The organism is Vibrio sp. RW (genome assembly GCF_027587105.1).
Lineage (GTDB): Bacteria > Pseudomonadota > Gammaproteobacteria > Enterobacterales > Vibrionaceae > Vibrio > Vibrio toranzoniae.
In genome coordinates, this window is record NZ_JAPPTM010000013.1 from 96,853 (window position 1) to 123,298 (window position 26,446).

Here is a 26,446-nt window from a genome sequence, read left to right on the forward strand (position 1 = left end):
TGGCAGATTCTACCCAATTTAAGGGCAAGACGCATCATAAATTAGACGAGAGACTCACCTAGAATTCGAATCAAGACGACTTCTTGCTTGGATTTGTCTTCCATTGGTTTGGCTAACCGCTTCGCTAAAGCAATACCACCAGTGGTAAATAGTGCAGCACAGAGTATAACAACCCCTTCGCCCCCTTGGAGCAAGGGCTGTAACAAGAGTTGTCCAAAGCCAGCACCAATCATCAACATGAAAAGTGGGACGAGGTAAACAATAGCCGCCGACTGAAGCAGACTTTTTTCTGGGAAGCCAATCTCTACAATTTGTCCGGCTTTAACAAGGCTTTTGGTTTTAAACTGCCAAAACAAAGCTTTATTGCCAACGGCCTTGGTGACAATACCGGTTCCGCAGCTTTTTTGAGAAGAGCAACTACTGCAACTGGTTTGCTGTTCGCAGCTCAGTTGAACAAAATATTGCTTACCTTTTTGCTCGACTGAGCTAACGGTCGCCAGCGCGGTCATCATTGCACTGGTACCGAGTTATTGAACGTGACTGATTGAGCGATACGCTTAGCCGTTGCAGGCGGAATATCGCCGACTACAGATACTTCCCTGTTGCCCATCACTAAACTATGTAAGGTTCTGCGCCCTTGACGTACCAATTGCCCTTTCAATGAGTGCTCATCTTTGTCGGCGATATACACCGAAAAACTAAACAACCCATCACTGAAAAGTTGACTCTCAACCATTTTTTCGGTCACCGCCATTTGATAACGGCTAAGCTCTTTTGACTTAAATCCTTCAGGAATCCAAGAAGCTTGCCAGTTAGTTTCACTCACCAAGCCTTCTGGTAATGACAAAACCTTCGGCAGTTTAACTTGATTCAAGCCACCCATTGCTTCTGCGATCTTATCATTCACCACGTAAGAGATAGTGCGGTACTGTTCTAGCACTTCGCCATCACGATCTAAAAGATCGGCACGTAAAGGAAGATGAGTTTTCTCGTCGACCCAAACTACGTAAGAGTAACGAAGGCCATCTTTCGGCACCACGCGTAATACTTGTGTTGTGCTCCCCGCTTCACGAGATCGCCCAACTTTTACGAAGTCGTAGTACCGGTTAAGAGAATCGATATCTCTATTAATCATCGGAATGACAGGGGCAACCATACTGCCAGACAAAATAGTAAATGGCTCAGTCCCCGGCTCGACGTAGCTAACTTCATTGCCACGTCGAATGACTTCACGCACAGGGCCACTGAGATAAACAAGGTGTGCGAGCTGTTGATCGTCGTTAACTGCATGACGATAAAGCAGAGGCTCAATACTGCTCTTCTTTATCAATATATAGGAGAGTTCGTAATTTAGATGCTGACTGGCCTCATTCATTTGATGCAATAACGCCTTTGCAGAGAGTTCTTCTGCAAAGGCTGTTGGAGACATCAAGCTGAACAGTGTCAGTGCACTGACCAGGATTTTCTTCATTCAATATCCGATTCTAAATGTGCATCTTCCATTGATGATGCGTCACCGTTTAATCTTAACTGCAGTTCATAATCTTCCAGCAATGCATGAACGCGTTTACGTTGTTCTTGTAAGTTAGCCTCAGATACAGGCTTAGAAACAGAGTCTCGCGTTAGGCTTACTGGTTCTGCAGAGCCCGCAAATGGAATCGTCTGTAATACAGGTAACTGCTCTGGTGCTGCTGGATCGTTACCACCATACTGCTGAACACCCAATACAACCGCTAATGAAACACACGCTGCCACGGCAACTTGTCCAAACTGTTGTAGCCATGCAGGAAGCTGACGTTTCGCTTGCTGAGGCTTTGGTTGCTCTTCGATTGGAGCAACCGTAGGTTCAACATTCACTTGGTGCAGGTTTGGCATTGCACTATGCGCAGGCTCGGCTTCAAGCGCCGCTGCCACACTGTCAGCAATGTTCCAATTTTTCGTTTCTGGCGCATCCCCACGCATCACGTCACCAATTAAATGGTAACTCTGCCAGGTATTCATGCTTTCTTGATCAGATTCAAGATCTACTATGAGAGCTTTATCGATCGTTTCACCATCCATGAGTGCCGAAAGCTTTTCTTTATCAGCCATTATTTTCACCATAATTATTACAAGTTCTAGCGTTGCAAAAGAGGTTTAATTTTCTTTTCCACCGCTTCACGAGCTCGGAAAATACGCGAACGTACGGTTCCTACAGGGCAATCCATTACTTCTGCAATCTCTTCGTAGCTCAAACCTTCGAGCTCACGCAGCGTCATTGCAGTTTTTAAGTCTTCTGGTAGCGCTTCAATCGCACCAAAAACAACTTGTTTCAACTCTTTTGACAGCGTTAAGTTCTCAGGGTTCGATATTTCTTTTAACGCGCTGCCTGTTTCGTAATATTCTGCATCTTCTGCATCTACATCCGTTGCTGGCGGCCTGCGGCCCTGGGCAACGATATGATTTTTAGCGGTGTTCACGGCAATTCGATACAGCCATGTATAGAAGGCACTCTCGCCACGAAAGTTAGGTATCGCGCGGTAAGCTTTAATAAAAGCTTCTTGTGCTACATCAGGTACATCACCGGAATTATTCACGTATCGAGAGATAAGATTACAGACTTTATTTTGATACTTAACCACTAATAAGTTAAACGCCTGCTTATCTCCACTCTGAACTCGCTCAATCAACACTTGATCGGTTAGCTGCTCGTTCATTCGAGCGGGTACTCCTATTGTTATAACCCTTACCTTCACAGATATGGGTACTAATTATGCGAAATGTAGTATTGACACCACCGTCTACAAGAGCACTATTGTGACTAAGCCAAATACTGAAAGTTCCAACTTTCTTAAAATTATTTGCCATTATTGTTTCACAATGTGATGTAATGAAAATAGCTATCCCTATCAATTTGGGAAAACTTGAGCAAAAGCAATGGTATTGAGCAATTAAATATTTCTAGATAGCTGTCTATATCTTGATTTTGCATAGCGTTTTAGGATGACTCAGAAGATTATAACAGTCTTACTGCAACTCCTAAAACAAGACAAAGTCAATTGAGTGTAGACAATTCGACTATAGCCCGGGATTTAATAAGTTTTATGAACGCAAACCGTGAACATCAGTGTGATGTATTAGTGGTAGGAAGTGGGGCGGCAGGCTTGTCATTAGCTTTACGCGTAGCAGAACATGCAAAAGTAATTGTATTAAGCAAAGGACCACGCAGCGAAGGATCGACGTATTACGCACAAGGTGGTATCGCCGCGGTGTTCGATGAGTCGGACAGTATTGAGTCTCATGTAGAGGATACTCAAATTGCTGGGGCCGGGTTATGCGAAGAAGATACCGTTCAATTCATTGCTGAAAATGCTAAAGAGTGTGTGCAATGGCTGATTGATGGTGGTGTTCCATTTGATAAAGATGAGAACAGCACGGAAGGTCAGCCAAAATATCACCTCACTCGTGAGGGGGGACATAGCCACCGCAGAATTCTGCATGCAGCCGATGCCACCGGCATGGCGATGCAAACTTCGCTACAAGATAACGTCAACAACCACCCCAACATCGAGATCTTCGAGCGCCACAATGCGCTGGACTTGATCACTGAAGATAAAATTGGTGGTTCGAAAGACAAGGTTATCGGTGCCTACATTTGGAACCGTAACCAAGAACACGTCGAAACCGTGCGCGCTAAATTTGTTGTGCTAGCAACAGGCGGCGCTTCAAAGGTTTACCAATATACCTCCAACCCAGATGTCTCTTCAGGTGATGGCATTGCTATCGCTTGGCGTGCGGGTTGCCGAGTAGCCAACCTTGAGTTCAACCAGTTCCACCCAACGTGCTTATTCCACCCAGAAGCGCGCAACTTCCTACTAACGGAAGCACTGCGTGGTGAAGGTGCCTACCTTCGTCGTCCAGATGGCTCCCGCTTCATGAAAGATTTCGATGAGCGCGGTGAATTGGCTCCGCGTGATGTAGTTGCTCGTGCAATTGACTTTGAAATGAAGCGCTTAGGTGCTGATTGCATGTATGTCGATATCAGTCACAAACCTGAAGAGTTCATCACCACGCACTTCCCAATGATCCACACGCGTTTGATGGATTTGGGTATCGACATGACCAAAGAGCCGATCCCTATCGTACCAGCTGCTCACTATACTTGTGGTGGTGTGATGGTAAATAAGCAAGGTCAAACCGACTTAACTAACCTATATGCGATTGGTGAAGTGAGCTACACCGGCCTACACGGTGCGAACCGTATGGCTTCTAACTCACTGCTTGAATGTGTGGTTTACGCATGGGCGGCAGCCAAAGACATCGTGGAAAACATCGATCAGTCTCAGCTTTGTGCTGAACTACCAGCATGGGATGAAAGCCAAGTCACCAACAGTGATGAAGAGGTTATCATTCAGCACAACTGGCACGAACTACGCCTATTCATGTGGGATTACATGGGGATTGTTCGAACCGATAAACGACTAGAACGTGCACTACGCCGTATCCAGATGTTGCAACAAGAAACTCATGAGTACTACAGCTACTTCAGGGTTTCGAATAACTTGTTAGAACTGCGTAACTTGCTACAGGTTGCTGAGTTAATGGTTCGCTGTGCAATGCAACGTAAAGAGAGCCGCGGATTACACTACACGTTAGATTACCCTGAGCTTGCAAAAGACAGTGGCCCAACAATTCTTACACCAGAGAAAACCCAATCGTAAATATAAGTAACAGATAAATAAAAAGGAGCCAGTGCTCCTTTTTTTTATCTAGCGCTCTCGTTGTAAGTGTGCCAGTAAATGACGATACTCACGCTCACGACAGCTGTCTCGCCATAGTAAGACAGAGTGTCCACACTCGAATTGCAGTTTGACAAAGAACTGTGCCCAGACTTTGTCAACGGACTTTAATTTATAACCTTGGTCATTCAGCTTTATCTCACCATCATCTTTATAATCAAAGTGCCCATAAGCGGAATTCAATATCACATTATTTGTTCTAAACAAGTTGATTATTAAAGGTAAGCAATAGAGGCTAATAACGAGCGGAATGGAAGAAAGAACAATGAAAAACAAAAGGCACCCAAAAATAGTGCCTTTTGCGAATAATGCAGAATATGAAGGGTTAAGCTGAAGCTTAACGAACCTTGCTGAGGTTATGTGCGACAATTTTATCAACCATTGATGCGTGACCTAAGTTCTCACTGCGTCCATGCCCCATTACCCAAGTAAACAGATCTGGATCATCGCACTCTAGTAGAGAAACAAACTCTCGCTGCTCCTGCTCTTGCAATGAATCAAAACACTCTTCAAAAAATGGCATGATGACGACATCAAGTTCTAACATGCCCCGACGGCAACCCCATTTAATTCGTGCTTTCTGCTCTGCAGTGTACATTAGCTATCCTCACCTATAATTTTGCTTTCTCGGAGTGTAACAAGTCAGGCGCTCTGCAACTACTGTGTGAGTCACAGTCCCTATCTAAGCTCACAAAAAAACCTAGGCTGACAAAGAAACAGAACCGGATTAACATAGAGGAAAATAAAATTCTTAGGAAAGATAATATGGATTGGAAAAATACATTTCAGCCGCTCGCTCATACACAAAATGATTCGCTTCCAGAACTGATGATGACACACGTGTCAGACTGGAGTGCCATTACCATGGTAGGCGATGACAAAAAATCATACCTGCAAGGTCAAATAACATGTGATGTCGTCACTCTTCCTAGTGATGAATCCACGTTAGGCGCGCACTGCGATGCAAAAGGAAAGGTATGGAGCATCTTTCGCTTATTCCACCACAATGGTGGCTACGCACTCATGCAACCTAAATCTGCTATTGAGATCGAATTAGTTGAAATCAAGAAGTATGCTGTATTCTCTAAGGTCGATATCGAACAAACGTCTGACGTTGTTATCGGTGTGATGGGGGCGTCTGCGAATCAATACATTAATTCTATCTCAGAAAGCCAAGGCAATGTGCGTGCTATCTCTGGCGGCACAGCCGTTTTAGTATCAGACAACCGTTGGGCTCTGCTTGTTACAGAAGAAGCCGCTGAAGCCTTGGTATCAAGCAGCACTGCGGAGAAAGTATCAGAGGCGTTATGGCAGTATCATGAGATTCTTGATGCTCAGCCTAATCTATCGAAAGCAGAGCAAAACGAACACATCCCGCAAGCATTGAACCTACATGCTCTTGGCGGCATTAGCTTTTCAAAGGGTTGTTACACAGGTCAAGAAACCGTAGCACGCGCCAAGTATCGTGGCATGAACAAGCGTGAGATGCGTATTGTGTCAGGCACAACAGCGGACGTGTTGTCTCTAGAGAGTCCTATTGAACTAGAGCGTAGCGTTGGTGAGAACTGGCGTAGTGCTGGCCGACTCTTAAACGTCTATCAATTTTCTGATAACCAAGCGATTGGTTTGATGGTGTTACCAAACAACCTTGATGACGATGTTCAGCTTCGATTGACTGCACAACCTGATCAAGCGTGGAACATCCTACCATTGCCTTACAGCCTCGACGACGAGTAATCACGTGGAAACACCGATTACACAATGGCTGGATCAACAGCAGGTGAACTATCGCCTGCTGATACAAAGTAAACCAACCACCAGCATCGAAGAAACAGCACAAGAACGAGGTATCGACACCTCTCAAATGGTTAAATGCATCCTGCTGAAAGATATGGGGAACCAGTATGCGTTGGCTTGTACTGCTGGTAATCGCTCTGTCGACCCCAAGAAAGTACGCTCGATACTGAATTGCCGCCGAATGACCTGCGTATCACTCGATGATGTTGAGGCCATCACCGGCTTTAAAGTTGGATGTGTCGGCCCTCTAGTCCTAAAAAGACATATGCCGATCATTTTTGACCCTTCCATTCAGAACAACTCAACCGTGACTATTAGCTCAGGTGATCGAAGGGCTGGTGTAGCGATGGAACTCAATGATCTTATGGCCCTATGCGTACCGATCGTTGCAGACATCAGTCGATGATCCTCTCGATCGCGTCGTAGATCGCAAGCTTCATCCTATTATTTCATTGAGTACATTTTTAGTGTGAACTTCATCATAAGAAGGACACGCCACAATTAAATAGTTAATCAAAATAAAAGCATAAGTAGTCAAAAGATAATATTTACGTTATTGTGAGTTTGCTGACTAGCCTTTAGGTAATCAGTATAAGTGAATCCACTGAGTAATATCAGTATCCACTTTTGTGTAATGCATCTGTGACTATTCGCCCGTTTTAGACGGGCTTTTTTTTGTCCAAAATTTACAATTTGATTACACAAACAAAAAAATCCCGCCTATTCTTATATTTGTAACATTGTCACTGCTTAATACCGGACAGGAAAGTTTACGGCAGTTCACCACTCAGCATTATTTTGGGGACGAGCTCACGTAAAAAAAGATATTTACTGAAGAAAGTGCTTCGAACAGCACAAATATCTAATTAACGTCAACTCTACTGCGTATTACTCCATGCTTATCACAATTATGATCTTGGAGTTTTTCTATAATATGCAGGCTAGGTAAATATAAGGATAATTAAGAATGAGACTGTTTAAGCGCTATACACCGAGTATGATTGCTAAACATGTAAGTCGACTTTTCAAAGGACGAATCTACATTTACGGCATCGGGAAATTTGAATTTGATAACGGCAAGCTAGTCCTGCCAGATCGAGCAGAGAAGCGCCACTTTCAAACGGTAAAAGAAATAAATAGTGAAATCATGAAGCTGCGCTGTGCTTACGCCTAATCTGATTATCTAAAGAATCCAAAACAAAAAGGGTTGGCATGTGCCAACCCTTTTTTCGTACTCATGACGCTGAGAGTGACGCTAAGGCGTTAGTTCAGGTGACTAACCACCTGAAACATTGAACGACTACCGATGAGTCACCGGGCGCTTGGCTAACTCAGGAAAATTTCCTGATAGACCAAGTGCCCGCTTCATTATTTCATCTTTCGCACCAGGTAGTTGACCCGCAAGCTTCATACCGATGCCACGAATCAGCTTCTTAGCCGGGTTGTCGCCTTCAAACAGATCTTTAAAGCCCTGCATTGAAGCAATCATCTTCGCCGCTTCAGCTTTTCTCCAGCGCTCATAACCACGTAGATTACGTTTGGTACCAATGTCTTCACCAGCAGCCCACAGCTTTAACAGCTCCTGCGCTAAACTTGCAGCATCTAATAGGCCAAGGTTCACACCCTGCCCTGCTAGTGGGTGAATGGTATGGGCCGCATCACCGACCAAAGCCACACGATCAACAGCGAAGTCTCGTGCATATCGCATGCGCAGCGGGAAGGCAAAACGGTCACCGACGACTTCGCACAATCCAAGCTTTGAATCGAACTCTGCCGTTAACTGCTTATTGAATTCAGCATCCGACATGGATACGAGATTCTCGGCACGATTAGGCTCGGTAGACCAAACAATCGAGCTCATGTTGCTCGGCTGCATTGGTAAGAATGCCAGCGGGCCTTGAGGTGTGAATATTTGACGGGCAACGCTGTGGTGCGGTTCTGTAGTTTTGATGTTCGCGACAATCGCACTGTGTCCGTAATCCCAATGTGTTAATGGGATATCTTGCTGCTTACGAACCCAAGAGTTAGCGCCATCCGCACCGACGACTAGCTTAGCGGTCAGTGCTTGGCCGTTGTCTAGAGTTAGCCACGCTTCGCTCTCTCCAATTGCCATTGTTTTGCACGTTGCAGGCATGTAGAGGCTGACGTTGTCTTGCTTCTTAACCTGATCAAGCAAGGCTAATTGAATCACGCGATTTTCAACAATATGGCCTAGATTAGGCTGCGCTAAACACGTTGAATCAAACTCAATACGAGCAAAGCTGTCTTGCTCCCACACTTCCATCGCTTGATACGGTGCAGCACGTCTTTGTTCAATACCTTGCCATGCGTCTAGGTTACGTAGAATCACTTCGCTTGAGCGGCTCAATGCCGACACACGAACATCCGGTAATTCATTCAGACCTTCGCTAGGTGCTTTGCCCTCTATCACGGCAATTCTTAGATCGCTGTCTTTCAATGCAGCCGCGAGCGCTAGGCCAACCATGCCACCACCAACAATCGCGATATCAACACTTTGCATCATTATTTATCTACCTTATCTTTCTACTAGGCCAAGCGTATGACGCAAAAGTGGACCTTTAAGTGGTGGAAGGTTATCAATTACGGCTAACCCAAGATTACGCCCGATTCGAGCGGTTAAGAAATCGTTTGAGAACAGATGAACAAGACTTGAAGTCAGCGTAATCGTCGCGCCTCTGTCTTGTTCTCTACGTTTTCTAAAGTTAACAAGACCAGTGTAACGACCTACATCATCCAACTGAGTACACAATTCTTCCGCTAAAGAGGCCACATCACGAATACCGAGGTTAAACCCTTGCCCTGCAATTGGGTGAAGTGTTTGAGCTGCATTGCCTACAATCGCGAATCGATGAGAAATATTTTGCTTACGATGACGAAGAATTAGTGGGTAGCTTGCACGCTTACCAACCTTTTCTAGTCGACCCAATCGCCAACCAAAATCGTTCTGAAGCTGTTCAAGGAATTCGTCGTCGTTGAAAGCCATAACTTTATCGGCTTGCTCCGGCGGCAAACACCAAACCAGAGACAAACGGTTATCGCTCATCGGTAATAGAGCAACTGGCCCATGATGAGTAAAACGCTCAAACGCTCGACCTTGATGAGGTTCGCTCGCCACGATATTGGCAATCACAGCAACCTGTTCAAAGTCATGCTCACTCAATGAGATATTGAGTTGTTGGCAGCAGGTTGAGATTGCGCCGTCAGCCGCAAGCAGTAACTTAGTCGTTATGGTTTGGCCACTGTTGAGGTCAATAATCGTCAGTGATTCACTGCGTTCAATTTTCGCCACTGAGTCAGGGCAAAGCATCGTAATTGCCGCCTCTGATTCCAGCTTCTGCTGATAGATTCGACCGACATCCGCTAACTCGACCACATAGCCAAGTGCATCTACAGCCAGTTCTTCACTGTAGATATCCGTCATCCCTGCATGCCCGCGATCTGATACATGGATATCTTTAATCGGGGTAGCGACAGGAGCGATAGATTGCCACAAGTGCAATGAATCTAGGATCTGGACCGTGCCATAGGACAAAGCGATCGAACGAGAATCAAACCCAGGGTGAGCTTGATGATCAACCTGATAAGGCTCAACGACCGCAATCGACAACGAACCTTGGCTTAGGTGATTCAAAGCAAGGGCGAGAGTTGCCCCCGCCATTGCACCACCAGCAATTACAACATCATACTGAGCCATCATAACCTCAAACCGACAAACGATTAGTGAATGGTTGGCGCCGCATCTTCAGATGGGCGTGCACCAAATTCAGCATGAATCGTTAATGCACACGCTTTTACGTGCTCAATAACGTGTTCTAGAAGTTGTGCTTGCTCTTCCAGATCATCTTCTTCGTCAATGCCTAGCTTCGCCATCTCTTCAAGATCAGCCAAGGCTTCTTTCGTGCCTTCAGATGCTTTGTTCAATTGAGCGCCAACAAGGCCCAAACCAGAGATGAAATGGTTAATCCAATCAGACACACCATCAGCAAGATCAAACACGCTCGCGCTTGCATCTTCGTCCGGCAGCAACATAGACAGCTCCATGCCTGAGCCTGTGATTTCGCTTGTTGTGACTTTCAGTGTTGCTTCCGCTAGCGTTAGCGCGCGATCTGGCCAGCCCATACCTTCATTGGTGTAATCGAAGATAAGTGGTTGCCAGCTTTTATCTGCAAGGTTTAAGCCTCCGCTTAACATACCCGTTAATAAACCATGCATCTCAGCAGGGGTTACGGCTAGACTTGCCGATTGAAGTTCAGTCGCAACCGTTAGGTAGTCAGGTAAAGTAGTTTCGCTCATCAGATAGCTCGCTCAGTTATTCTTTATATCGATAGTATAATCGTACCACTTCACCCCAATTCTGGTAAGCATCGATCCCTAGCAATTGAAGGATGACTGACTACCAATTGTTCAATTTGCTGAATTACTGTGTGCTCAAGCTCTCATTTACAAACAGTCACTCTGAAAAGCTTGAATCTTAATAGCGGTTTACCTATAGTTTCTCCCTCAGAGGAGATTGCTTCCTCATCGGTACTTGCACTTTTTCTTTCTCAAAAAATGGCGAAGGGCAACAGCCTTAAAATAGCGCGTTAAAGAGTTCATCCATCATGAGTAATCAAGCGGTAGACGTTGAAATATTAGGAAAACTGACTCGAGTGAATTGTCCACCAGGGCAAGAAGAGTCATTGATTGCAGCGGCGGCCGATCTCGATAATCGATTGAAAGAGATGGCTGAACGTACTAAGGTAACCAATGAAGTGAAGCTGCTAACGATTGCAGCTCTGAATATTTGCTACGAATTACAAACGAAGAAGTTTGAAGCAAATGACGAACAAAACGCACTGACCGAGCGAATGGAACAGCTCACGACATCACTTTCAGATGTCCTCAGTAAAGTTAAGCACGGACAGCAATAGCGTACACAAAATTTACCCTGGAGTGTTTGTCAGAGGATTCACGTCCCCGAGCCGATAAGCAATCCCTAAGGGTTAGTACTTGAATGCTATTGAGCATGCTCGGCCCGACCGAGAAGCCTACGGTAATCATTGCTGACCCGCCTTGAACTCGCTGGTTCAAGGGCCATCTATTCTCAACGGCACTTTGGGGTATCCCTTCTTATGAAGACGCTCACACGCAGCGAATTTCGCAAACAGATCCGTATCAAACGCAATGCCTTATCTGGCGAACAACAAACTCAATCCGGTTTAGACCTCGTTAAGCAGTGCATGCAGCTTGATGAGATTCAGTCTGCTCAGCATATTGCTCTTTATATTTCGATTGATGGCGAGCTCGATACCCAGCCTTTAATTGAATGGTTATGGTCGCAAGGTAAGCAAACTTATTTACCAGTATTGCACCCCTTCTCAGCCGGACATCTTTTGTTTCTGCACTACTCTCCAACCACACCCACTGTTTTGAATAAGTACGGCATTGTCGAACCTCAGCTTAATCAAATGTTGGTGAAACCTTGTCAGCAACTCGACCTCATCCTAACCCCCCTTGTCGGCTTTGACTCTCAAGGCCATCGTTTAGGGATGGGCGGCGGATATTACGATCGCACCTTAGCGAAATGGTTTGAGACAGGTAATGGCGCAACCCCTATTGGTTTGGCTCACGATTGCCAACATGTCGATACGCTGCCAATTGAGGAATGGGACATTCCCTTACCTAAAATCGTGACTCCGAGTAAAACTTGGCAATGGGAAAATAACCATTAAAGCGCTATAATCGCGCCCGCAAACGTTAACCTCGATATACAAACGTTAACTTCAATACGCGAACGATTAACTCAAAGCGCACGACCTTATTCAGGAGAATGGCATGACTCAAGATGAAATGAAAAAAGCAGCTGGCTGGGCAGCACTTCAATATGTTGAAGAAGGCAGCATTGTAGGTGTAGGTACTGGCTCTACAGTAAATCACTTCATCGACGCACTTGGCACCATGAAAGACAAAATCAAAGGTGCGGTTTCAAGCTCTGTCGCTTCTACTGAAAAACTAGAAGCACTAGAAATCAAAGTATTTGAGTGCAACGACGTTTTCAAACTAGACGTTTATGTTGATGGCGCTGACGAAATTAACGGTTCACGTGATATGATCAAAGGCGGCGGCGCTGCTCTTACTCGTGAAAAAATCGTAGCGGCAATCTCAGACAAGTTTATTTGTATCGTAGATGGCACGAAAGCGGTTGATGTTTTAGGTAAATTCCCTCTTCCTGTTGAAGTTATTCCAATGGCACGTTCATACGTGGCTCGCGAGCTCGTGAAACTTGGTGGTGACCCAGTTTACCGCGATGGTTGCACAACGGATAACGGTAACATGATCCTAGACGTGTACGGCATGGCGATCGAAAATCCAAAACAATTAGAAGATAATATCAATGCTATCGCTGGTGTAGTTACAGTTGGTCTGTTTGCTCACCGCGGCGCAGATGTGGTGATCACTGGCACGCCTGAAGGTGCAAAAATAGAAGAATAAATACCAGGAGATTGAGTTTTTCTGTTACTTCATTACATACGGTGCCCAAGGGCGCCGTTTTTTTTGCTTTGTCCCCGTAAAATTATGTCTTATTCCGTAATTTTCTTACCCAAAACATTTTTTTTTTGTTACTTTATTGTTCAGAAGACGCACAAGGAAAACGTTTGTCTCCTGACAAAATGGTGAATTAGTTCCCCTCTCAGCCATTTTGTTGCACGTGCGCCGCATTTGCCCCACCTTTCCACTTTAAGGACGAGAACAATGGCCAAAGTTTCACTGGAAAAAGACAAAATAAAAATTCTACTTCTAGAAGGTCTTCACCCTTCTTCTGTAGAAGTACTGCAAGCCGCTGGTTATACCAATATTGAGTATCATAAAGGCTCATTACCAGAAGATGAGCTTCTTGAGGCTGTTAAAGATGTTCACTTCATTGGTATTCGTTCTCGCACAAACATCTCCCAAGAAGTTATTGATGCGGCTGAAAAGCTTGTTGCTGTCGGCTGTTTCTGTATCGGTACAAACCAAGTAAACCTTCAAGCTGCGGCGAAGCGCGGTATTCCTGTATTCAATGCGCCATTTTCAAATACACGAAGTGTTGCTGAATTGGTTCTTGGCCAGGTTTTATTGCTATTACGTGGTATCCCAGAAAAGAACGCTCTCGCTCACCGTGGTATTTGGAAGAAGAGTGCCGACAACTCTTACGAAGCTCGTGGTAAGCGTTTAGGCATTATTGGTTACGGTCACATTGGTACTCAACTGGGTATTATTGCGGAAAATCTTGGGATGCGTGTTTACTTCTATGACATCGAGAACAAACTGTCTCTAGGTAATGCCACTCAAGTTCATACTATGACTGAATTGCTAAACAAGTGCGATGTGATCTCTTTACACATACCTGAAACTAAAGAAACTAAGAACATGATGGGGAAAGAGGAGTTCGAGCGAATGAAGCCAGGCTCTATCTTTATTAATGCGGCACGTGGCACTGTGGTTGATATCCCGGCTCTGTGTGGTGCTCTAGATTCTGGTCACCTTGCAGGTGCAGCGATCGACGTTTTTCCAACAGAACCAAAAACCAATGCAGACCCATTTGAGTCTCCGTTAATGCAGTTCGACAATGTCATCTTGACTCCTCACGTAGGTGGTTCAACACAAGAAGCACAAGAGAATATTGGTGTAGAAGTAGCAGGTAAGCTAGCGAAATACTCAGATAACGGCTCAACGCTATCAAGTGTTAACTTCCCAGAAGTATCACTGCCATTGCATACTGGAACGTCTCGTTTGCTCCATATCCACGAAAACCGTCCTGGCATTCTAACTCAGATCAACACCATCTTCGCAGAAGAAGGCATCAACATCGCAGGTCAGTACTTACAGACGGCGGCAGATATGGGTTATGTGGTTATTGATGTGGAAGCAAATCGTTCAGAAGAAGCACTGGCTAAACTGAAAGAGATCGAAGGCACAATCCGTGCTCGTCTACTTCACTAATCATCAAACTCGATCATTAGTAAAAAAGCTCTCATTATGAGAGCTTTTTTACTATTTGGCCTATCGTAGGTAACTAGATCATAGTGATCTAATACCTCTCAGATATGCGTTCCCTATTCTTCTAGTTGATAGATCACATTAACACGATCGCGGATAGTGATCGTTGAATCTTCATAAGAGTTCGACTCTGTTCTCGCATCCATCGCCATTGAGCGCATCAGTACGGGCTGAGAAGATTGTGCGTTGTAATCTACACGCCATACATCACCTAACTCACGTTCAAAACCACTCGCTAGCGACTTAGCTTTCAACCTTGCATCTTTAATTGCTTCTAAGCGCGCTTGTTCTTGGTACTTAGCTTCGTCACGAACCTGAAGCTGAATATTATCGATCTGATTAATACCCTGCCCAATAGCAATATCCATGTACTCATTTAAGTTAGCTAAATCGTTCACTTGAACCGTCACGTTACGTGAAGCTCTATAGCCAACTAGCTCAGGCTTGCCATCTTTAGGGTAATGGTATTGAGGAGACAGATAGAGATTAGAGCTGTGTACACTCTCTTCCTTGACGCCAGCGTGATGCAGCTTGTTGAGGAAACCCGTTACAACTTTATCAACGGTTTTTTTTGCCTGTTCAGCCGTCATCGTCGATTCTACGACTCTAACAGAAAATGTTGCCATATTAGGTGTCGCAACTACTTCACCATAGCCCGTCGTTGAAATATGCGGAAAAGAGGGGGAGTTTGCCAATGAAGGAAAACTCACAGCACTCAACGCTGCAGTAAGAGTAAGAGACGTTACTAACATCTTTGGTGCAAACTTCATTAGGTAGACCTGTGCTAAGCAAATGTACTTTCATCATAGAGCAATTTGTCGTTTAGCCAATCCTAACCTCTCATTTCTAACAGAACATTGACGATGAAAAAATCGACAGATTACTGAGGCAAGTGGTTGTGAGCATAACTTAATATCGCTTGAGATATCTCTTTGAGTACCCCACTTTCAAGCTGCCAGTGATGCCAGTAGATGCGATAAGACAGCAGAAAACCAGGCGTGATATCAATCAATGCCCCAGACTCTAACTCATCAATGATCTGCAATCGAGGGATCAAACAGTAGGCAACACCTGATAAACCCAAACGTACAAACGCTTCTGAGCTACCTACTGTATGATTGATCACACTGTCTCTTGGTACATTAAAATGGTCATGAAGAAACTTCTTATGCAGGTCATCATATTGGTCATAAGAGACCGCTGGTGCCTTGCTTAATGTGGCGTAGTTTACGCCCTCAGAAAAATAGCGCTGATGGAAGTCAGGGCTCGCCACACATACATAATCCATTCTGCCGAGATAATCAGCACTGCAGCCTGGAATCGCTTGAGACTCCAAACTGATCGCGCCGGCAACCTCACCACTTTTTATCTTATCAATGGTTCTCGCCTCACCATGAATCGCGAGGTTCAGTTCCACTTGGCGAGACCTCATCACATCCGATAATGCTGGTAACAGCCATGTCGCCAAACTATCTGCGTTGGTTGCTATCGATATAGAAAGAGGATGATTACCATCTTCATTCATTAATTCAGGGACAAGTTCGTGCTCTAACAAACGAACCCGGCGATACAAACCCAATAACTTTTTACCCGCAGGGGTTGGCCTTGGCGGGTTTTCTCTCACCAAAGCAGGTTGAGCTAGCCACTTTTCCAGTTGTTTGATACGTTGAGACACCGCAGACTGGGAGATATATAACTGCTCCGCAGCCCTTTCGAAGCTACGTTGTTTCACCACAGCATCCAGTGCTTCTATCCACTTATAATCTAATCCACGCATCAATTTGCTTCCTTTTTAAGCTAACTCAACGCCACATTAGCAACTCTAATAATAGATTAAAATCATTAATTATACTTATTCAAAAGGTCAGAGTATCTTCGCCATATAGCACGTAAATATCGTTAAATCAGTGGAGGTTAAAATGAGTTTTTGGGTTTTATTACAAGGTTTTGGTCTAGGGGCAAGCATGATTATCCCTATTGGCGCTCAGAATGCGTACGTCTTAAATCAAGGGATAAAGCGCAACCATCATTTAACCACTGCGACAATTTGTAGCCTGCTCGACACTCTGTTTATCTCATTGGGTATTTTTGGTGGTGGTGCGATTTTGTCGCAAAATGAATTGCTACTCACCTCAGTAACGTTAGGTGGTATCGCTTTTCTAACCGTGTATGGTTTGTTGTCGCTACGCAGTGCCTTTAAAGCACCCTCAAACGAGGAGTCAAAAGGAGAGATACTGGCTCGTGGTAAGCGCACCGTTATTTTGGGTGCATTGGCGGTTACCGTATTAAACCCACACCTCTATTTGGATACCGTAGTGATTCTTGGTTCGATTGGCGGGCAGTTTGAAGGTAACGACAGAATTGCTTTTGCTATGGGGACTATCTTGGCTTCGTTCGTTTGGTTTTACTCTTTGTCATTGGGCGCAGCAAAGCTAGGCCCAACGCTATCTAAACCGAATGTTAAGAAAGGCATTGATATCGCAGTAGCGACCATGATGTTCGCAATTGCTGCTGTGCTTACTCATGGACTGATTGAACAATACTGGTAACCACTTAAAGAACAAAGACTACCGACCAAGCCAGACACGCCGTAAGTAACTCATTAATATAATGAGTTACGCTAGAATGACTCGAATTTTACTGTTCAGTTCACTCAACGCAGCTTCAAGGCTTGGCTCTGGTTGGCTCAAGTGATTTATCAAGGTCATGAAATAGCTATCCATAATCAATGGCATTTTTTCAGAAATAGATACATCGACATTAACCGTCTGAAAGAGTGCCTGATCAAAGGTGCGGTAATAATCTAGATCCCAAATGACCTCTTTGAGTAACGCTCGACTTAACTCAACATTATCAAAATAATAGCGGTAGTAGTGTTCAATCAGCGAGATACCGACATCCACAGCACGTTTATCTTGGTCAGCAGCTAACACCTCCTGACCAATCTTTTCCAACTGCGATAGCATCCCTTCTCGAAGAATCGTCAGCTTAGTTTCAAAATGACTAAACACCGTGCCATCTGCCACACCCGCGTGACGAGCGATCTGTCGAGTTGTGGTGTTGTCATAACCATTCTCCCCAAACAACTCCCAAGCAGACGCTAAGATCTTCTGTTTCGTTATCTCTCTCTTACTCACGAAAATACACCCTTCTCAAATCAAGCTTGATCATACTCTTAGTGCTTTAATTTGACAAATTGAGCGCGCTCAATTATAAAATGAGCATGCTCATTTTTATCTTGGAGATACGGACATGATGAATATATTAAACCGACTGGGACAAGTACTGATTTTTCTGCCCACGATCTTTTGCTTCTCTTACCTACTTCGACCACTACTGATGATGATTTTGATTCCTGGCGGTTTATGTTTATTGGCTATTTTGGGAGGACAAGAAGTAAGAAAGCCCTTATATGCGATGTTGAAAGCATCGTTGTGGCCAACGTCGAGTAGAACGAAAAATAGGGATATACAAAGAAAGAAGCTAAGCCGTGATAACAACTAACGAACAAGAGAAGTGATATTGAAGACAATAAAAAGGCGGATAACCTAAGTTATCCGCCTTTCCTTATAAAAGCTTATAGCTATAAAAACTACCTAGAAATTAAGCTTCTACTTTATTCATGTGCACATCCATTTGTGGGAATGGAATTTCGATACCTTCTTTATCCAAGCCTTCTTTGATTTCTTGCATTAAGTCGAAGTAAACATCCCAATACTCTGCAGTTTTAACCCATGGACGAACTACGAAGTTTACTGAAGAATCCGCTAGCGTATGAACACCAACTTTAACACCTGGTGTTTTTAATATACGTTCATCAGATTCACAGATCTTAGTCAGTAATGCTTTTGTCTTCTGAAGATCAGCGCTATAAGAAACACCAATCATTAGATCAATACGGCGCGTCGCATGACGAGAGTAATTAGTAATAGGGCTACCAATAACACTTCCGTTTGGCACCACTACCATTTTGTTGTCTGGCGTTGTTAGAACCGTTTGGAAGATTTGAATTGAATCAACTGAACCCGCTACACCACCAATTTCCACATAGTCACCAGACTTGAATGGACGGAACGCAACGATAAGTACACCAGCAGCAAAATTAGATAGTGAGCCTTGTAGCGCAAGACCTACAGCTAAACCTGCCGCACCAATTACAGCGACTACAGATGCAGTTTGAACACCTAAGCGACCAAGAGCAGCAATTAAGACAATAACAAACAACAAGTAACGAACTAAACCGTGGATAAACTCAACAACGGCTCGGTCCATCTTCTTCTTCTCAAGAACCTTGGACACACTGTTCGCTACGGCTTTAACAACGAGGTTACCAATAAATAAAATTATCAGTGCTGAAATAATATTTACGCCATATTGGATAAATAGATCTGAATTATTTGTCAACCACTTCTCAGCGTGAGATAAGCCGTCCACAAGTGGGGTTTCAATTGCTGTCGAACTATCAGCCATAATGTGCATCCTCTATATAATATGCTATGGGCTAAACTGCCTTAAGCCAAACTTACTAGACAACAAAGCAAACAGTTTAACTCCTGTTAAGTCATTGTGTTAAAAGTAAATAAAAGCCAAGTCCTTTTTATAAACTGAACCAAGTCCAGTTTTTCGGCACGATATCCTATCTTTGACAGATTGCAAAGTCATATTTATGTAAGCTTTTGAAAAATAAAACTTACCGATAAACACAAATACCGATAACTAAAAGACTACGAAATTTATGCACGGTAGGCTAGGTTTTTCACATATTTAATACAAGTTTTCATCAGACATAAAAAAACCCGCTCATTAAGCGGGTTTCTTAAAACTCAAAGAGTACTTAATTCAAAGAATTATAGTACGTCTACAGCATTAAGGTCAGCAAATGCTTTCTCTAGACGAGCAACCATTGAAGCTTGACCTGCACGTAACCATACGCGTGGATCGTAGTACTTCTTGTTTGGAGCAGATTCGCCAGTTGGGTTACCGATTTGACCTTGTAGGAAATCGAAGTTGTCAGCTGAGTACTGACGGATACCATCCCAAGTTGCCCACTGTGTATCAGTATCGATGTTCATTTTGATAACACCGTAACCGATAGACTCTTGGATTTCTGCTTCAGAAGAACCAGAACCACCGTGGAATACGAAGTTTAGAGCGTTAGGTGCAATACCGAACTTCTCTGAACAGTATGCTTGAGAATCACGTAGGATAGTTGGAGTCAGTACAACGTTACCAGCTTGGTAAACACCGTGTACGTTGCCGAAAGAAGCAGCGATAGTGAAACGAGGGCTAACTTCCATTAGTTTCTCGTATGCGTACGCTACGTCTTCTGGAGAAGTGTAAAGCTCAGATGCGTCCATATCAGAGTTATCTACGCCGTCTTCTTCACCACCAGTACAACCAAGTTCGATCTCAATTGTCATGTTCATTTTAGCCATGCGCTCTAGGTACTTAGCACATGTTTCGATGTTCTCTTCTAGAGACTCTTCAGAAAGGTCTAGCATGTGAGAAGAGAATAGAGGCTTACCAGTTTGTGCGAAGAACTCTTCACCAGCGTCTAATAGACCGTCGATCCATGGAAGAAGTTTCTTAGCAGCGTGGTCAGTATGTAGAATAACTGGAACACCGTAAGCTTCAGCTACAGCGTGTACGTATTTTGCACCAGCTACAGCGCCAAGAACTTGTGCGCCTTGACCTTCAAGTTTAACGCCTTTACCTGCGAAGAATGCAGCGCCACCGTTAGAGAACTGAACAACTACTGGAGATTTAACGTTAGCAGCTGCTTCTAGTACTGCGTTTACAGAGTCAGTACCAACAACGTTTACAGCAGGAAGAGCAAATTTGTTTTCTTTTGCTACTTCAAATACTTTCTGTACGTCATCGCCAGAAATCACACCAGGTTTTACAAAATCGAAGATCTTAGACATGGAAATAGTCCTATTTATTCTATCGTTTTAAGATTAAAAAACTTAAGTTCAAAAACTTGCAATCGTTTGCTCACAACTTATGCCATTCTAGCAAAAAAGTGTGATATGCAGCAAACGTTAAAAGGCGAGATTCGCATCTCGCCTTTCTAAATCAATTATGCTTTAGCACGCTCTTCAAGCATTGCTACTGCAGGAAGTACTTTACCTTCAACGAACTCAAGGAAAGCGCCACCGCCAGTAGAGATGTAAGAAACGTCCGCTTTGATACCGAACTTATCGATAGCAGCTAGCGTGTCACCACCACCTGCTACAGAGAAACCTGCAGACTCAGCGATTGCTTTAGAGATACCAGCTGTACCCGCTTCGAAGTTTTTGAATTCAAATACGCCTACAGGGCCGTTCCAAAGGATAGTTTTTGCGTTACCGATGATTTCAGCTAGTGCTGCAGTTGAATCTGGGCCAAGGTCGAAGATCATGTCGTCGTCTTGAACTTCAGAAACGTGCTTGATTTCAGCTTCTGCGTTTTCGTCGAATGCTTTAGCACATGCAACATCAGTAGCAACTGGAATTGCGCACTCTTTCATTAGCTTCTGAGCCGTTTCAACTAGATCAGCTTCGTATAGAGACTTACCTACGTTGTGGCCTTCTGCAGCGATGAATGTGTTTGCGATACCACCACCAACAACAAGTTGGTCAGCGATTTTAGATAGCGACTCAAGAACCGTTAGTTTAGTCGAAACTTTAGAACCACCAACGATAGCAACGAGTGGACGCTCTGGGTTGTCCATTGCTTTACCAAGAGCTTCAAGCTCAGCAGCTAGAAGAGGACCAGCACATGCTACAGGAGCGTAAGTACCTACACCGTGAGTAGAAGCTTGTGCACGGTGAGCTGTACCGAATGCATCCATTACAAAGATGTCACATAGTGCAGCGTACTGCTTAGAAAGTGCTTCTTCGTTTTTCTTCTCGCCTTTGTTAAAGCGAACGTTTTCAAGAACAACGAGCTCACCAGCGTTTAGCTCTAGGCCGTTAACGTAATCTTTCGCTAGCTTAACATCGCAGTCTAGTGCGTCGTTTAGGTAGTTAACTACAGGTGCTAGAGAGAACTCTTCGTTGTATTCGCCTTCAGTAGGACGACCAAGGTGAGAAGTAACCATAACTTTTGCGCCAGCTTCTAGGCAAAGTTTAATAGTTGGTAGAGATGCAAGGATACGTGCATCTGAAGTTACTTTACCGTCTTTTACTGGTACGTTTAGGTCAGCACGAATAAATACGCGTTTACCTGCAAGTTCCAGGTCAGTCATCTTGATCACAGACATGTTTTGTCCTCTCAAATTTAAATAAATATAAAGTTTTGGAAACTCAGCAACCCTGCTAAGCCTATAAATTATTCAACTGGTAATTCTTTAACTACTCATAATATGTGGATACTTTGTATTTATTTCAAGCTAAAAAATAAATAATCCACACATTTGCTTCTAGGTCTTACTTCTTGCCTTCAGAAGCTTGCATTGCAAGAACCGTATCCAGCATTCGGTTCGCAAAGCCCCATTCATTGTCACACCACACCAGCATTTTCACTAAGGTGCCATTGCTCACTCGTGTTTGTGAACCATCAACGATTGCGCTATGGGGATCGTGATTAAAGTCAATGGAAACGAGCGGCGCTTCAGTATAGTCAACTATATTGTGTAATGTACACTGGGATGCATTAACAATGGTTTGATTTACGTCATTAACTTTCACATTTGTATTAATTGTGACACTTAAATCCATCGCTGTTACGTTTACCGTCGGCACACGCACAGATATCGCTTCGAACTTGTTAGAAAATTTCGGGAAGATTCTTTCAATACCTTTATGCAGTTTGGTATCGACAGGAATGATGGATTGGCTCGCAGCTCGAGTACGGCGAAGATCGCTGTGGTACGCATCGATCACTTGCTGATCATTCATTGAAGAGTGAATAGTCGTGATGGTACCGGACTCGATGCCAAAGGCGTCATCAAGCACCTTAATGATAGGAACAATACAGTTAGTGGTGCATGAACCATTGGAAACGATTCGGTGGTCAGCTTCGATGGTATCGTGATTTACACCATAGATAATAGTGTTATCGAGGTCGTTAGCACCTGGGTGTGAAAACAGCACTTTCTTCGCGCCAGCAGCGATGTGCGCAAGGCCGTCATCTCGGCAACCGTAAACACCAGTACAATCGAGAACAATATCAACCTCGAGGTCACGCCAAGGCAACAGTTCAATATCAGCCAGATGTAAGATACGAATGGTATCAAACTCGCCTTTATCTTCAGCACCAATGCCATGATGAACATAGATGTGCTCTTGATCGTTAGAGATTTTCTTGCCGAAGCGGCCATGACTGGTGTCGTACTGCAATAGGTGAGCCATAGCGTCAGGCTGAGCAAGCTCATTGACCGCTACTACTTTGATTTGTTGGCTTTTGCCACTTTCATAGACAGCGCGTAATACATTACGCCCTATTCGTCCAAATCCATTTATCGCGACTTTTAGCATAGTTCCGTACATCTAACCAAAATTTCGTGTCACAGATACTACCTGATCAGGTTGAAAAGCGCACCTGTTGAATCATAGCAAAGTAGGATTAAAAAAGGCCGAGACAATGCTCGGCCTACTACAACGATAATTAAAATGCGACGTCTAAACCTAACCAGTAGCGACGACCATCTTCGACATATCCGTATTCTTCGTAACTGATTTCCTCGTCCAGCAAATTATAGATCGCACCTTTGATACGAGTGTTATCGGTTAACTGGTATGTTACACCGGCGTCCACAAAGGTATAAGCGGGCTCTACGGTACTGTTTCTCGATGGGCCCGTAACCGGATCCATTTCTTTACCTCGGTAAGTGACTTTAGCCCAACTCTCTAGGTCTACTGTTGTTTGCCAAGCCACATCAACGTTAAATAGATGCTTTGGTAACTGCTGTAACGGCATGCCTTTATATTCACCTGTTTTTTGTTCGGAATCGGTAAATGTGTAGCTCGAGCTGATATAAATAGTTTCTGTTAACGGCGATGCTAAGGTCGCTTCAATACCTTGTGTGACGGCTTCATCCACGTTGATACGGTACGTAGGATCGGCTCCCCATTGGTTTGGCCCATCAGTACAGATGGTATCTGGACAAACAACACGTGTGATTTTGTCTTTGAACTCATTATGGAATGCAGTCAAAGAGACATCTAAACCAGCGTCACCTTGATACAAGACGCTGATTTCTTTGTTTAGCGATGTTTCAGGATCAAGATCTGGGTTACCGTAAATATTACCGCCACCGCTGACTTGTGCCCAACCAGGAGTAATTTCACGTAATTGCGGAGAACGGAAACCTGTTGCCACACCACCTTTCACAGTCCAAGACGGGTCGACACGCCATACACCATAAACACGCGGGCTAAAGTGCGCGCCATAGTTTTCGTCATGATCTAGACGACCACCAAACGTCACGCTAAACGGATCGGCGATTTTCCATTCATCTTCAATGAAGACAGCCCACTGCGTATTCGATGTTTCGGTCTTCGAGGACGCTTTGTTGGAAGTAAAATCCTCAAGCTCCGCATGAGTGGCGTCCACACCGGTCGTCAGCGTATGGTTTCCAATACCAGTCACTAAGCTCGACTTAAACGTAGTATTGGTGATCATCATCTCACGAGATTTGTTTTCGCTCTCTTCACGTTGCAAGTAAGTATCTGATAGGCCAACCGAGTCCCAATCGCCGTTGTGACTCAGTGTGACGTAATTACGACTATATTCGTTGAGCGAATCCTCACAACCTCTTCGGCAACCCGTAGTGGGTACGGAGAGTCCAACGTTCCCACGACGACTTTGTGCCGATGTGCCCCCTTCTAATTGCACAGAATGACGGTCATTAACCTGGTAGGTCAGTTTTGACGAGATACTTTGCATATCTTTATCTTCATAACCGTATTCAATATCATCTTCTTCTCTTGCGGTATACTGACCGTATACTTGGAGAGATAGATTTTCGGCTAGCGGCCCATTGACGAAGAAATTCGCGCTCTGTTCTCCGCCCGAGCGACTGTTGTCTTGCAAAACCGTGCCTAGTTGAACGTTACCCGTCCACTCCATCGCGTCTTTTCGTGTGATCACGTTAATCACACCACCAATCGCATCAGAGCCATAAAGCGTCGACATTGGGCCACGAATGACCTCAATTCTCTCAATCGCTTGAAGAGGGGGTAGCCAACCTTGTTCAATACCAGGGCCGTCACTATTTGGGCGAGTTTCACGCGTGCTTTGGCGCTTACCATCGACGAGTATCAAGGTGTATTTAGAACCCATACCACGAATACTGATGTCGGTAGTGTCGCCACCACCAGTCACGACAACACCAGGCACACTTTTTAGTGCATCAGTAACATCACGATAATAACGCGAGTCCAACTCCTCACGCGAAATCACACTAATACTTGCAGGTGCGTCCGCTTGAGATTGTTCATAACTTGATGCAGTTACAACCACTGTTTCCATTCTAGAAACCGCATCATTGGCAAAAACATGAGGGATACTGACAAAGGCAAAAATACCAGTTGCAGTAATAACTGGCAGTCTAAGAGTAGACATCTACATCTCCATAATTGATAATGATTATTATTTTCAAACGCAAATTATTCATAAATAGAGTGAGATGCATAGTGATAGTTATGGAACGGTTCCTCCCATTTATGGAACCCATACATAACTCAGTAAGGAATAAATGAAATATGCACGACTTAGCATCAATTCGAGCCTTTGATGCGCTCAATCAGCATAAGAGCTTGACCGCCGCTGCCAAGGCCCTTAACCAACCTAAATCAACGCTGAGTCGTCGCTTGGCACAATTAGAAGAAGATTTCGGTCAAGCTCTAACAGCAAGACAAGGCAACCGATTAGTTCTAACAAGAGCAGGAGAAATTTTTGCCCACTACAGTCGCCAGATTCTTGAGCTAAGTGAAGAGAGTTATGATGCGCTCCAAGGTTTAACGAACCAAGTCTCAGGGCCGCTGCATATTGTTTGTCACACAGCATTAGTTAGAAGTTGGCTAGGCGGTGTGCTCAACGGCTTTCTCGCCGGTAACCCTGACGTCAGGGTCCAACTCACCAGCGACTTTTCTGAAGCGCATCATGACCCAGATTTGTTCATCTGGCTCGGTGAGCGTAAGGATCTCGGTTGGCGCAAAGAGGTATTAGGCTCATTTAGTTACACGCCCTTTGCCTCTCCAGCTTATCTAGAACAACATGGTTCGCTCCGACACCCCAAAGAACTTGAAGCGCACCCTTGGATAGACTTTGGCTCGGTACAAGAAAACGGATTGATGCTCACGCACCCTCAACACGGTGAGTTCTTCTTAGAGCCATTTATTAGTCGCTTATACAGCGACAACATCGCCATGCAGATCGACAGCATCGCGAATGGTCATGGTATTGGGTTGCTGCCAACTTGGACAGCAAGCGGTTATGAGCAACATCACCCAGGTCGAATCACGCCTTGCTTAGAAGGTTGGCTTTCGGAGCCCATCTCCATTAACTGCTATACGCCAGCAGGAAGACCACCACTGCGCTTATCCGTACTTTTAGAGCGCATTTACCAAAGCATTCCACAAGGTTGGAAAACCTGACACAATTAAAAAAGGCCATCGCAATGATGGCCTTTCTAAATTTAGCATCTAACAGTCGTCCTTTACGTTCGACTGTTGGGGCAGTCTAGCAGTTACGCTAGCAACTCTTTCGCTGTGTTTACTACGTTTTCAGTAGTAAAACCGAACATCTTGAATAGCTCGCCTGCTGGCGCAGATTCGCCAAACGTTGTCATGCCGATGATCTTGCCACCGAAACCAACGTACTTGTACCAGAAGTCAGCGATGCCA

At 44.4% G+C, this 26,446-nt stretch carries 29 protein-coding genes and 1 other RNA gene; 12 read left to right on the top strand and 18 right to left on the bottom strand.

What is annotated here, in order from left to right:
* Positions 1 to 41: 41 nt before the first annotated feature.
* From OCT63_RS13275 to rpoE, 4 genes are read right to left on the bottom strand one after another with little or no spacing between them, the layout of a single operon-like run.
* Complete coding sequence (locus OCT63_RS13275) at positions 42 to 512, bottom strand: SoxR reducing system RseC family protein (protein ID WP_161749605.1); 471 nt, start codon at positions 510 to 512, stop codon at positions 42 to 44.
* Positions 509 to 1,471 (bottom strand): sigma-E factor regulatory protein RseB, encoded by a 963-nt coding sequence (gene rseB / locus OCT63_RS13280; protein WP_077680884.1) that lies wholly within the window; start codon positions 1,469 to 1,471, stop codon positions 509 to 511. Before rseB ends, OCT63_RS13275 begins: the two co-directional genes overlap by 4 nt.
* Positions 1,468 to 2,091, bottom strand: a complete 624-nt coding sequence (locus OCT63_RS13285) for an RseA family anti-sigma factor (RefSeq protein WP_161674865.1) — start codon at positions 2,089 to 2,091, stop codon at positions 1,468 to 1,470. Before OCT63_RS13285 ends, rseB begins: the two co-directional genes overlap by 4 nt.
* Positions 2,092 to 2,117: 26 nt before the next feature.
* Positions 2,118 to 2,696, bottom strand: coding sequence for an RNA polymerase sigma factor RpoE (gene rpoE / locus OCT63_RS13290; RefSeq protein ID WP_004739025.1), 579 nt, complete (start codon positions 2,694 to 2,696; stop codon positions 2,118 to 2,120).
* 387 nt (positions 2,697 to 3,083) lie between these two features.
* On the opposite strand from rpoE, the gene nadB reads away from it, so the two are divergent.
* Complete coding sequence (gene nadB, locus OCT63_RS13295; protein WP_136979121.1) at positions 3,084 to 4,700, top strand: L-aspartate oxidase; 1,617 nt, start codon at positions 3,084 to 3,086, stop codon at positions 4,698 to 4,700.
* A gap of 48 nt (positions 4,701 to 4,748) precedes the next feature.
* Here the strand turns inward: nadB and OCT63_RS21510 are convergent, their stop codons facing one another.
* Both OCT63_RS21510 and OCT63_RS13300 read right to left on the bottom strand, forming a co-directional pair.
* Complete coding sequence (locus tag OCT63_RS21510) at positions 4,749 to 5,156, bottom strand: protein YgfX (RefSeq protein ID WP_306345493.1); 408 nt, start codon at positions 5,154 to 5,156, stop codon at positions 4,749 to 4,751.
* Entirely contained in the window at positions 5,116 to 5,376 is a 261-nt protein-coding gene (locus tag OCT63_RS13300) for an FAD assembly factor SdhE (RefSeq protein WP_004735374.1), read from the bottom strand. Before OCT63_RS13300 ends, OCT63_RS21510 begins: the two co-directional genes overlap by 41 nt.
* Before the next feature lie 167 nt (positions 5,377 to 5,543).
* Here OCT63_RS13300 and ygfZ point away from each other — a divergent pair, with 167 nt between their 5' ends.
* The 3 genes from ygfZ (at position 5,544) to OCT63_RS13315 (ending at position 7,749) form a co-directional block, all read left to right on the top strand.
* Positions 5,544 to 6,515, top strand: coding sequence for a tRNA-modifying protein YgfZ (gene ygfZ, locus OCT63_RS13305; protein ID WP_161674861.1), 972 nt, complete (start codon positions 5,544 to 5,546; stop codon positions 6,513 to 6,515).
* A 4-nt stretch (positions 6,516 to 6,519) separates the two neighbouring features.
* Positions 6,520 to 6,981 carry an aminoacyl-tRNA deacylase gene (locus OCT63_RS13310; RefSeq protein ID WP_161674858.1) on the top strand — a complete coding sequence of 154 codons (462 nt, stop codon included), beginning with the start codon at positions 6,520 to 6,522 and terminating at the stop codon, positions 6,979 to 6,981.
* Between the two features lie 561 nt (positions 6,982 to 7,542).
* Complete coding sequence (locus OCT63_RS13315; protein ID WP_269983865.1) at positions 7,543 to 7,749, top strand: DUF1107 domain-containing protein; 207 nt, start codon at positions 7,543 to 7,545, stop codon at positions 7,747 to 7,749.
* A gap of 126 nt (positions 7,750 to 7,875) precedes the next feature.
* Here OCT63_RS13315 and OCT63_RS13320 read toward each other — a convergent pair whose 3' ends face one another.
* Genes OCT63_RS13320 through OCT63_RS13330 form a run of 3 tightly spaced genes read right to left on the bottom strand, consistent with a single transcriptional unit; the run spans position 7,876 to position 10,889 of the window.
* A complete protein-coding gene (locus OCT63_RS13320) occupies positions 7,876 to 9,099 on the bottom strand; it encodes an FAD-dependent 2-octaprenylphenol hydroxylase (protein ID WP_269983866.1) in 1,224 nt (407 codons plus the stop codon).
* Positions 9,100 to 9,111: 12 nt separating this feature from the next.
* Positions 9,112 to 10,290 (bottom strand): 2-octaprenyl-6-methoxyphenyl hydroxylase, encoded by a 1,179-nt coding sequence (gene ubiH / locus OCT63_RS13325; RefSeq protein ID WP_269983869.1) that lies wholly within the window; start codon positions 10,288 to 10,290, stop codon positions 9,112 to 9,114.
* 23 nt (positions 10,291 to 10,313) lie between these two features.
* Entirely contained in the window at positions 10,314 to 10,889 is a 576-nt protein-coding gene (locus tag OCT63_RS13330; RefSeq protein ID WP_019826273.1) for a YecA/YgfB family protein, read from the bottom strand.
* A 308-nt stretch (positions 10,890 to 11,197) separates the two neighbouring features.
* Between OCT63_RS13330 and zapA the strand changes: the two genes are divergently transcribed.
* From zapA to serA, 5 genes are all read left to right on the top strand, one after another.
* Entirely contained in the window at positions 11,198 to 11,506 is a 309-nt protein-coding gene (gene zapA / locus OCT63_RS13335; RefSeq protein ID WP_004735366.1) for a cell division protein ZapA, read from the top strand.
* Positions 11,507 to 11,517: 11 nt separating this feature from the next.
* Positions 11,518 to 11,701, top strand: a non-coding RNA gene (gene ssrS, locus OCT63_RS13340) — 6S RNA.
* Between the two features lie 6 nt (positions 11,702 to 11,707).
* The gene (locus OCT63_RS13345; protein WP_161687802.1) at positions 11,708 to 12,307 is read left to right on the top strand and encodes a 5-formyltetrahydrofolate cyclo-ligase; all 600 of its coding nucleotides are present in this window, start codon (positions 11,708 to 11,710) and stop codon (positions 12,305 to 12,307) included.
* Positions 12,308 to 12,410: 103 nt separating this feature from the next.
* Positions 12,411 to 13,067: a ribose-5-phosphate isomerase RpiA gene (rpiA, locus tag OCT63_RS13350; RefSeq protein ID WP_060468632.1), complete on the top strand. Its 657-nt coding sequence runs from the start codon at positions 12,411 to 12,413 to the stop codon at positions 13,065 to 13,067.
* Between the two features lie 261 nt (positions 13,068 to 13,328).
* The gene (gene serA, locus OCT63_RS13355) at positions 13,329 to 14,558 is read left to right on the top strand and encodes a phosphoglycerate dehydrogenase (protein ID WP_161674852.1); all 1,230 of its coding nucleotides are present in this window, start codon (positions 13,329 to 13,331) and stop codon (positions 14,556 to 14,558) included.
* A gap of 113 nt (positions 14,559 to 14,671) precedes the next feature.
* Here serA and OCT63_RS13360 read toward each other — a convergent pair whose 3' ends face one another.
* Both OCT63_RS13360 and OCT63_RS13365 read right to left on the bottom strand, forming a co-directional pair.
* The gene (locus tag OCT63_RS13360) at positions 14,672 to 15,385 is read right to left on the bottom strand and encodes an oxidative stress defense protein (protein ID WP_017056550.1); all 714 of its coding nucleotides are present in this window, start codon (positions 15,383 to 15,385) and stop codon (positions 14,672 to 14,674) included.
* Positions 15,386 to 15,495: 110 nt separating this feature from the next.
* On the bottom strand, positions 15,496 to 16,392 hold the full coding sequence (locus OCT63_RS13365) for a LysR family transcriptional regulator ArgP (RefSeq protein WP_161679719.1): 897 nt from the start codon (positions 16,390 to 16,392) through the stop codon (positions 15,496 to 15,498).
* A 142-nt stretch (positions 16,393 to 16,534) separates the two neighbouring features.
* Here OCT63_RS13365 and OCT63_RS13370 point away from each other — a divergent pair, with 142 nt between their 5' ends.
* A complete protein-coding gene (locus tag OCT63_RS13370; protein WP_161687800.1) occupies positions 16,535 to 17,164 on the top strand; it encodes a LysE/ArgO family amino acid transporter in 630 nt (209 codons plus the stop codon).
* A gap of 66 nt (positions 17,165 to 17,230) precedes the next feature.
* Here the strand turns inward: OCT63_RS13370 and OCT63_RS13375 are convergent, their stop codons facing one another.
* A complete protein-coding gene (locus OCT63_RS13375) occupies positions 17,231 to 17,752 on the bottom strand; it encodes a TetR/AcrR family transcriptional regulator (protein WP_060468636.1) in 522 nt (173 codons plus the stop codon).
* A gap of 115 nt (positions 17,753 to 17,867) precedes the next feature.
* Between OCT63_RS13375 and OCT63_RS13380 the strand changes: the two genes are divergently transcribed.
* Positions 17,868 to 18,119 (top strand): hypothetical protein, encoded by a 252-nt coding sequence (locus tag OCT63_RS13380; protein ID WP_161674844.1) that lies wholly within the window; start codon positions 17,868 to 17,870, stop codon positions 18,117 to 18,119.
* 99 nt (positions 18,120 to 18,218) lie between these two features.
* Here the strand turns inward: OCT63_RS13380 and mscS are convergent, their stop codons facing one another.
* From mscS to OCT63_RS13405, 5 genes are all read right to left on the bottom strand, one after another.
* A complete protein-coding gene (gene mscS / locus OCT63_RS13385) occupies positions 18,219 to 19,085 on the bottom strand; it encodes a small-conductance mechanosensitive channel MscS (protein ID WP_161674841.1) in 867 nt (288 codons plus the stop codon).
* Positions 19,086 to 19,462: 377 nt separating this feature from the next.
* A complete protein-coding gene (fbaA, locus tag OCT63_RS13390) occupies positions 19,463 to 20,539 on the bottom strand; it encodes a class II fructose-bisphosphate aldolase (protein ID WP_161674839.1) in 1,077 nt (358 codons plus the stop codon).
* Between the two features lie 155 nt (positions 20,540 to 20,694).
* On the bottom strand, positions 20,695 to 21,858 hold the full coding sequence (locus tag OCT63_RS13395; protein WP_060468638.1) for a phosphoglycerate kinase: 1,164 nt from the start codon (positions 21,856 to 21,858) through the stop codon (positions 20,695 to 20,697).
* Between the two features lie 166 nt (positions 21,859 to 22,024).
* Positions 22,025 to 23,074, bottom strand: a complete 1,050-nt coding sequence (epd, locus tag OCT63_RS13400; protein ID WP_029222970.1) for an erythrose-4-phosphate dehydrogenase — start codon at positions 23,072 to 23,074, stop codon at positions 22,025 to 22,027.
* A gap of 130 nt (positions 23,075 to 23,204) precedes the next feature.
* Complete coding sequence (locus OCT63_RS13405; RefSeq protein ID WP_269983867.1) at positions 23,205 to 25,163, bottom strand: ligand-gated channel protein; 1,959 nt, start codon at positions 25,161 to 25,163, stop codon at positions 23,205 to 23,207.
* Between the two features lie 140 nt (positions 25,164 to 25,303).
* Between OCT63_RS13405 and OCT63_RS13410 the strand changes: the two genes are divergently transcribed.
* The gene (locus tag OCT63_RS13410) at positions 25,304 to 26,197 is read left to right on the top strand and encodes a LysR family transcriptional regulator (protein WP_161752830.1); all 894 of its coding nucleotides are present in this window, start codon (positions 25,304 to 25,306) and stop codon (positions 26,195 to 26,197) included.
* A gap of 92 nt (positions 26,198 to 26,289) precedes the next feature.
* Here the strand turns inward: OCT63_RS13410 and OCT63_RS21555 are convergent.
* Positions 26,290 to 26,446 (bottom strand): transketolase-like TK C-terminal-containing protein (locus OCT63_RS21555; protein WP_170746592.1); only part of this gene is annotated, 157 nt, incomplete at its 5' end.

Excerpts from the sequence above, each read along its gene's own strand:
- OCT63_RS13275 (WP_161749605.1), bottom strand. The coding sequence starts at position 512 with ATGATGACCGCGCTGGCGACCGTTAGCTCAGTCGAGCAAAAAGGTAAG.
- rseB (WP_077680884.1), bottom strand. The coding sequence starts at position 1,471 with ATGAAGAAAATCCTGGTCAGTGCACTGACACTGTTCAGCTTGATGTCT.
- OCT63_RS13285 (WP_161674865.1), bottom strand. The coding sequence starts at position 2,091 with ATGGCTGATAAAGAAAAGCTTTCGGCACTCATGGATGGTGAAACGATC.
- rpoE (WP_004739025.1), bottom strand. The coding sequence starts at position 2,696 with ATGAACGAGCAGCTAACCGATCAAGTGTTGATTGAGCGAGTTCAGAGT.
- nadB (WP_136979121.1), top strand. The coding sequence starts at position 3,084 with ATGAACGCAAACCGTGAACATCAGTGTGATGTATTAGTGGTAGGAAGT.
- OCT63_RS13300 (WP_004735374.1), bottom strand. The coding sequence starts at position 5,376 with ATGTACACTGCAGAGCAGAAAGCACGAATTAAATGGGGTTGCCGTCGG.
- ygfZ (WP_161674861.1), top strand. The coding sequence starts at position 5,544 with ATGGATTGGAAAAATACATTTCAGCCGCTCGCTCATACACAAAATGAT.
- OCT63_RS13315 (WP_269983865.1), top strand. The coding sequence starts at position 7,543 with ATGAGACTGTTTAAGCGCTATACACCGAGTATGATTGCTAAACATGTA.
- OCT63_RS13320 (WP_269983866.1), bottom strand. The coding sequence starts at position 9,099 with ATGATGCAAAGTGTTGATATCGCGATTGTTGGTGGTGGCATGGTTGGC.
- ubiH (WP_269983869.1), bottom strand. The coding sequence starts at position 10,290 with ATGGCTCAGTATGATGTTGTAATTGCTGGTGGTGCAATGGCGGGGGCA.
- OCT63_RS13330 (WP_019826273.1), bottom strand. The coding sequence starts at position 10,889 with ATGAGCGAAACTACTTTACCTGACTACCTAACGGTTGCGACTGAACTT.
- zapA (WP_004735366.1), top strand. The coding sequence starts at position 11,198 with ATGAGTAATCAAGCGGTAGACGTTGAAATATTAGGAAAACTGACTCGA.
- OCT63_RS13345 (WP_161687802.1), top strand. The coding sequence starts at position 11,708 with ATGAAGACGCTCACACGCAGCGAATTTCGCAAACAGATCCGTATCAAA.
- rpiA (WP_060468632.1), top strand. The coding sequence starts at position 12,411 with ATGACTCAAGATGAAATGAAAAAAGCAGCTGGCTGGGCAGCACTTCAA.
- serA (WP_161674852.1), top strand. The coding sequence starts at position 13,329 with ATGGCCAAAGTTTCACTGGAAAAAGACAAAATAAAAATTCTACTTCTA.
- OCT63_RS13360 (WP_017056550.1), bottom strand. The coding sequence starts at position 15,385 with ATGAAGTTTGCACCAAAGATGTTAGTAACGTCTCTTACTCTTACTGCA.
- OCT63_RS13365 (WP_161679719.1), bottom strand. The coding sequence starts at position 16,392 with ATGCGTGGATTAGATTATAAGTGGATAGAAGCACTGGATGCTGTGGTG.
- OCT63_RS13370 (WP_161687800.1), top strand. The coding sequence starts at position 16,535 with ATGAGTTTTTGGGTTTTATTACAAGGTTTTGGTCTAGGGGCAAGCATG.
- OCT63_RS13380 (WP_161674844.1), top strand. The coding sequence starts at position 17,868 with ATGATGAATATATTAAACCGACTGGGACAAGTACTGATTTTTCTGCCC.
- mscS (WP_161674841.1), bottom strand. The coding sequence starts at position 19,085 with ATGGCTGATAGTTCGACAGCAATTGAAACCCCACTTGTGGACGGCTTA.
- fbaA (WP_161674839.1), bottom strand. The coding sequence starts at position 20,539 with ATGTCTAAGATCTTCGATTTTGTAAAACCTGGTGTGATTTCTGGCGAT.
- OCT63_RS13395 (WP_060468638.1), bottom strand. The coding sequence starts at position 21,858 with ATGTCTGTGATCAAGATGACTGACCTGGAACTTGCAGGTAAACGCGTA.
- epd (WP_029222970.1), bottom strand. The coding sequence starts at position 23,074 with ATGCTAAAAGTCGCGATAAATGGATTTGGACGAATAGGGCGTAATGTA.
- OCT63_RS13405 (WP_269983867.1), bottom strand. The coding sequence starts at position 25,163 with ATGTCTACTCTTAGACTGCCAGTTATTACTGCAACTGGTATTTTTGCC.
- OCT63_RS13410 (WP_161752830.1), top strand. The coding sequence starts at position 25,304 with ATGCACGACTTAGCATCAATTCGAGCCTTTGATGCGCTCAATCAGCAT.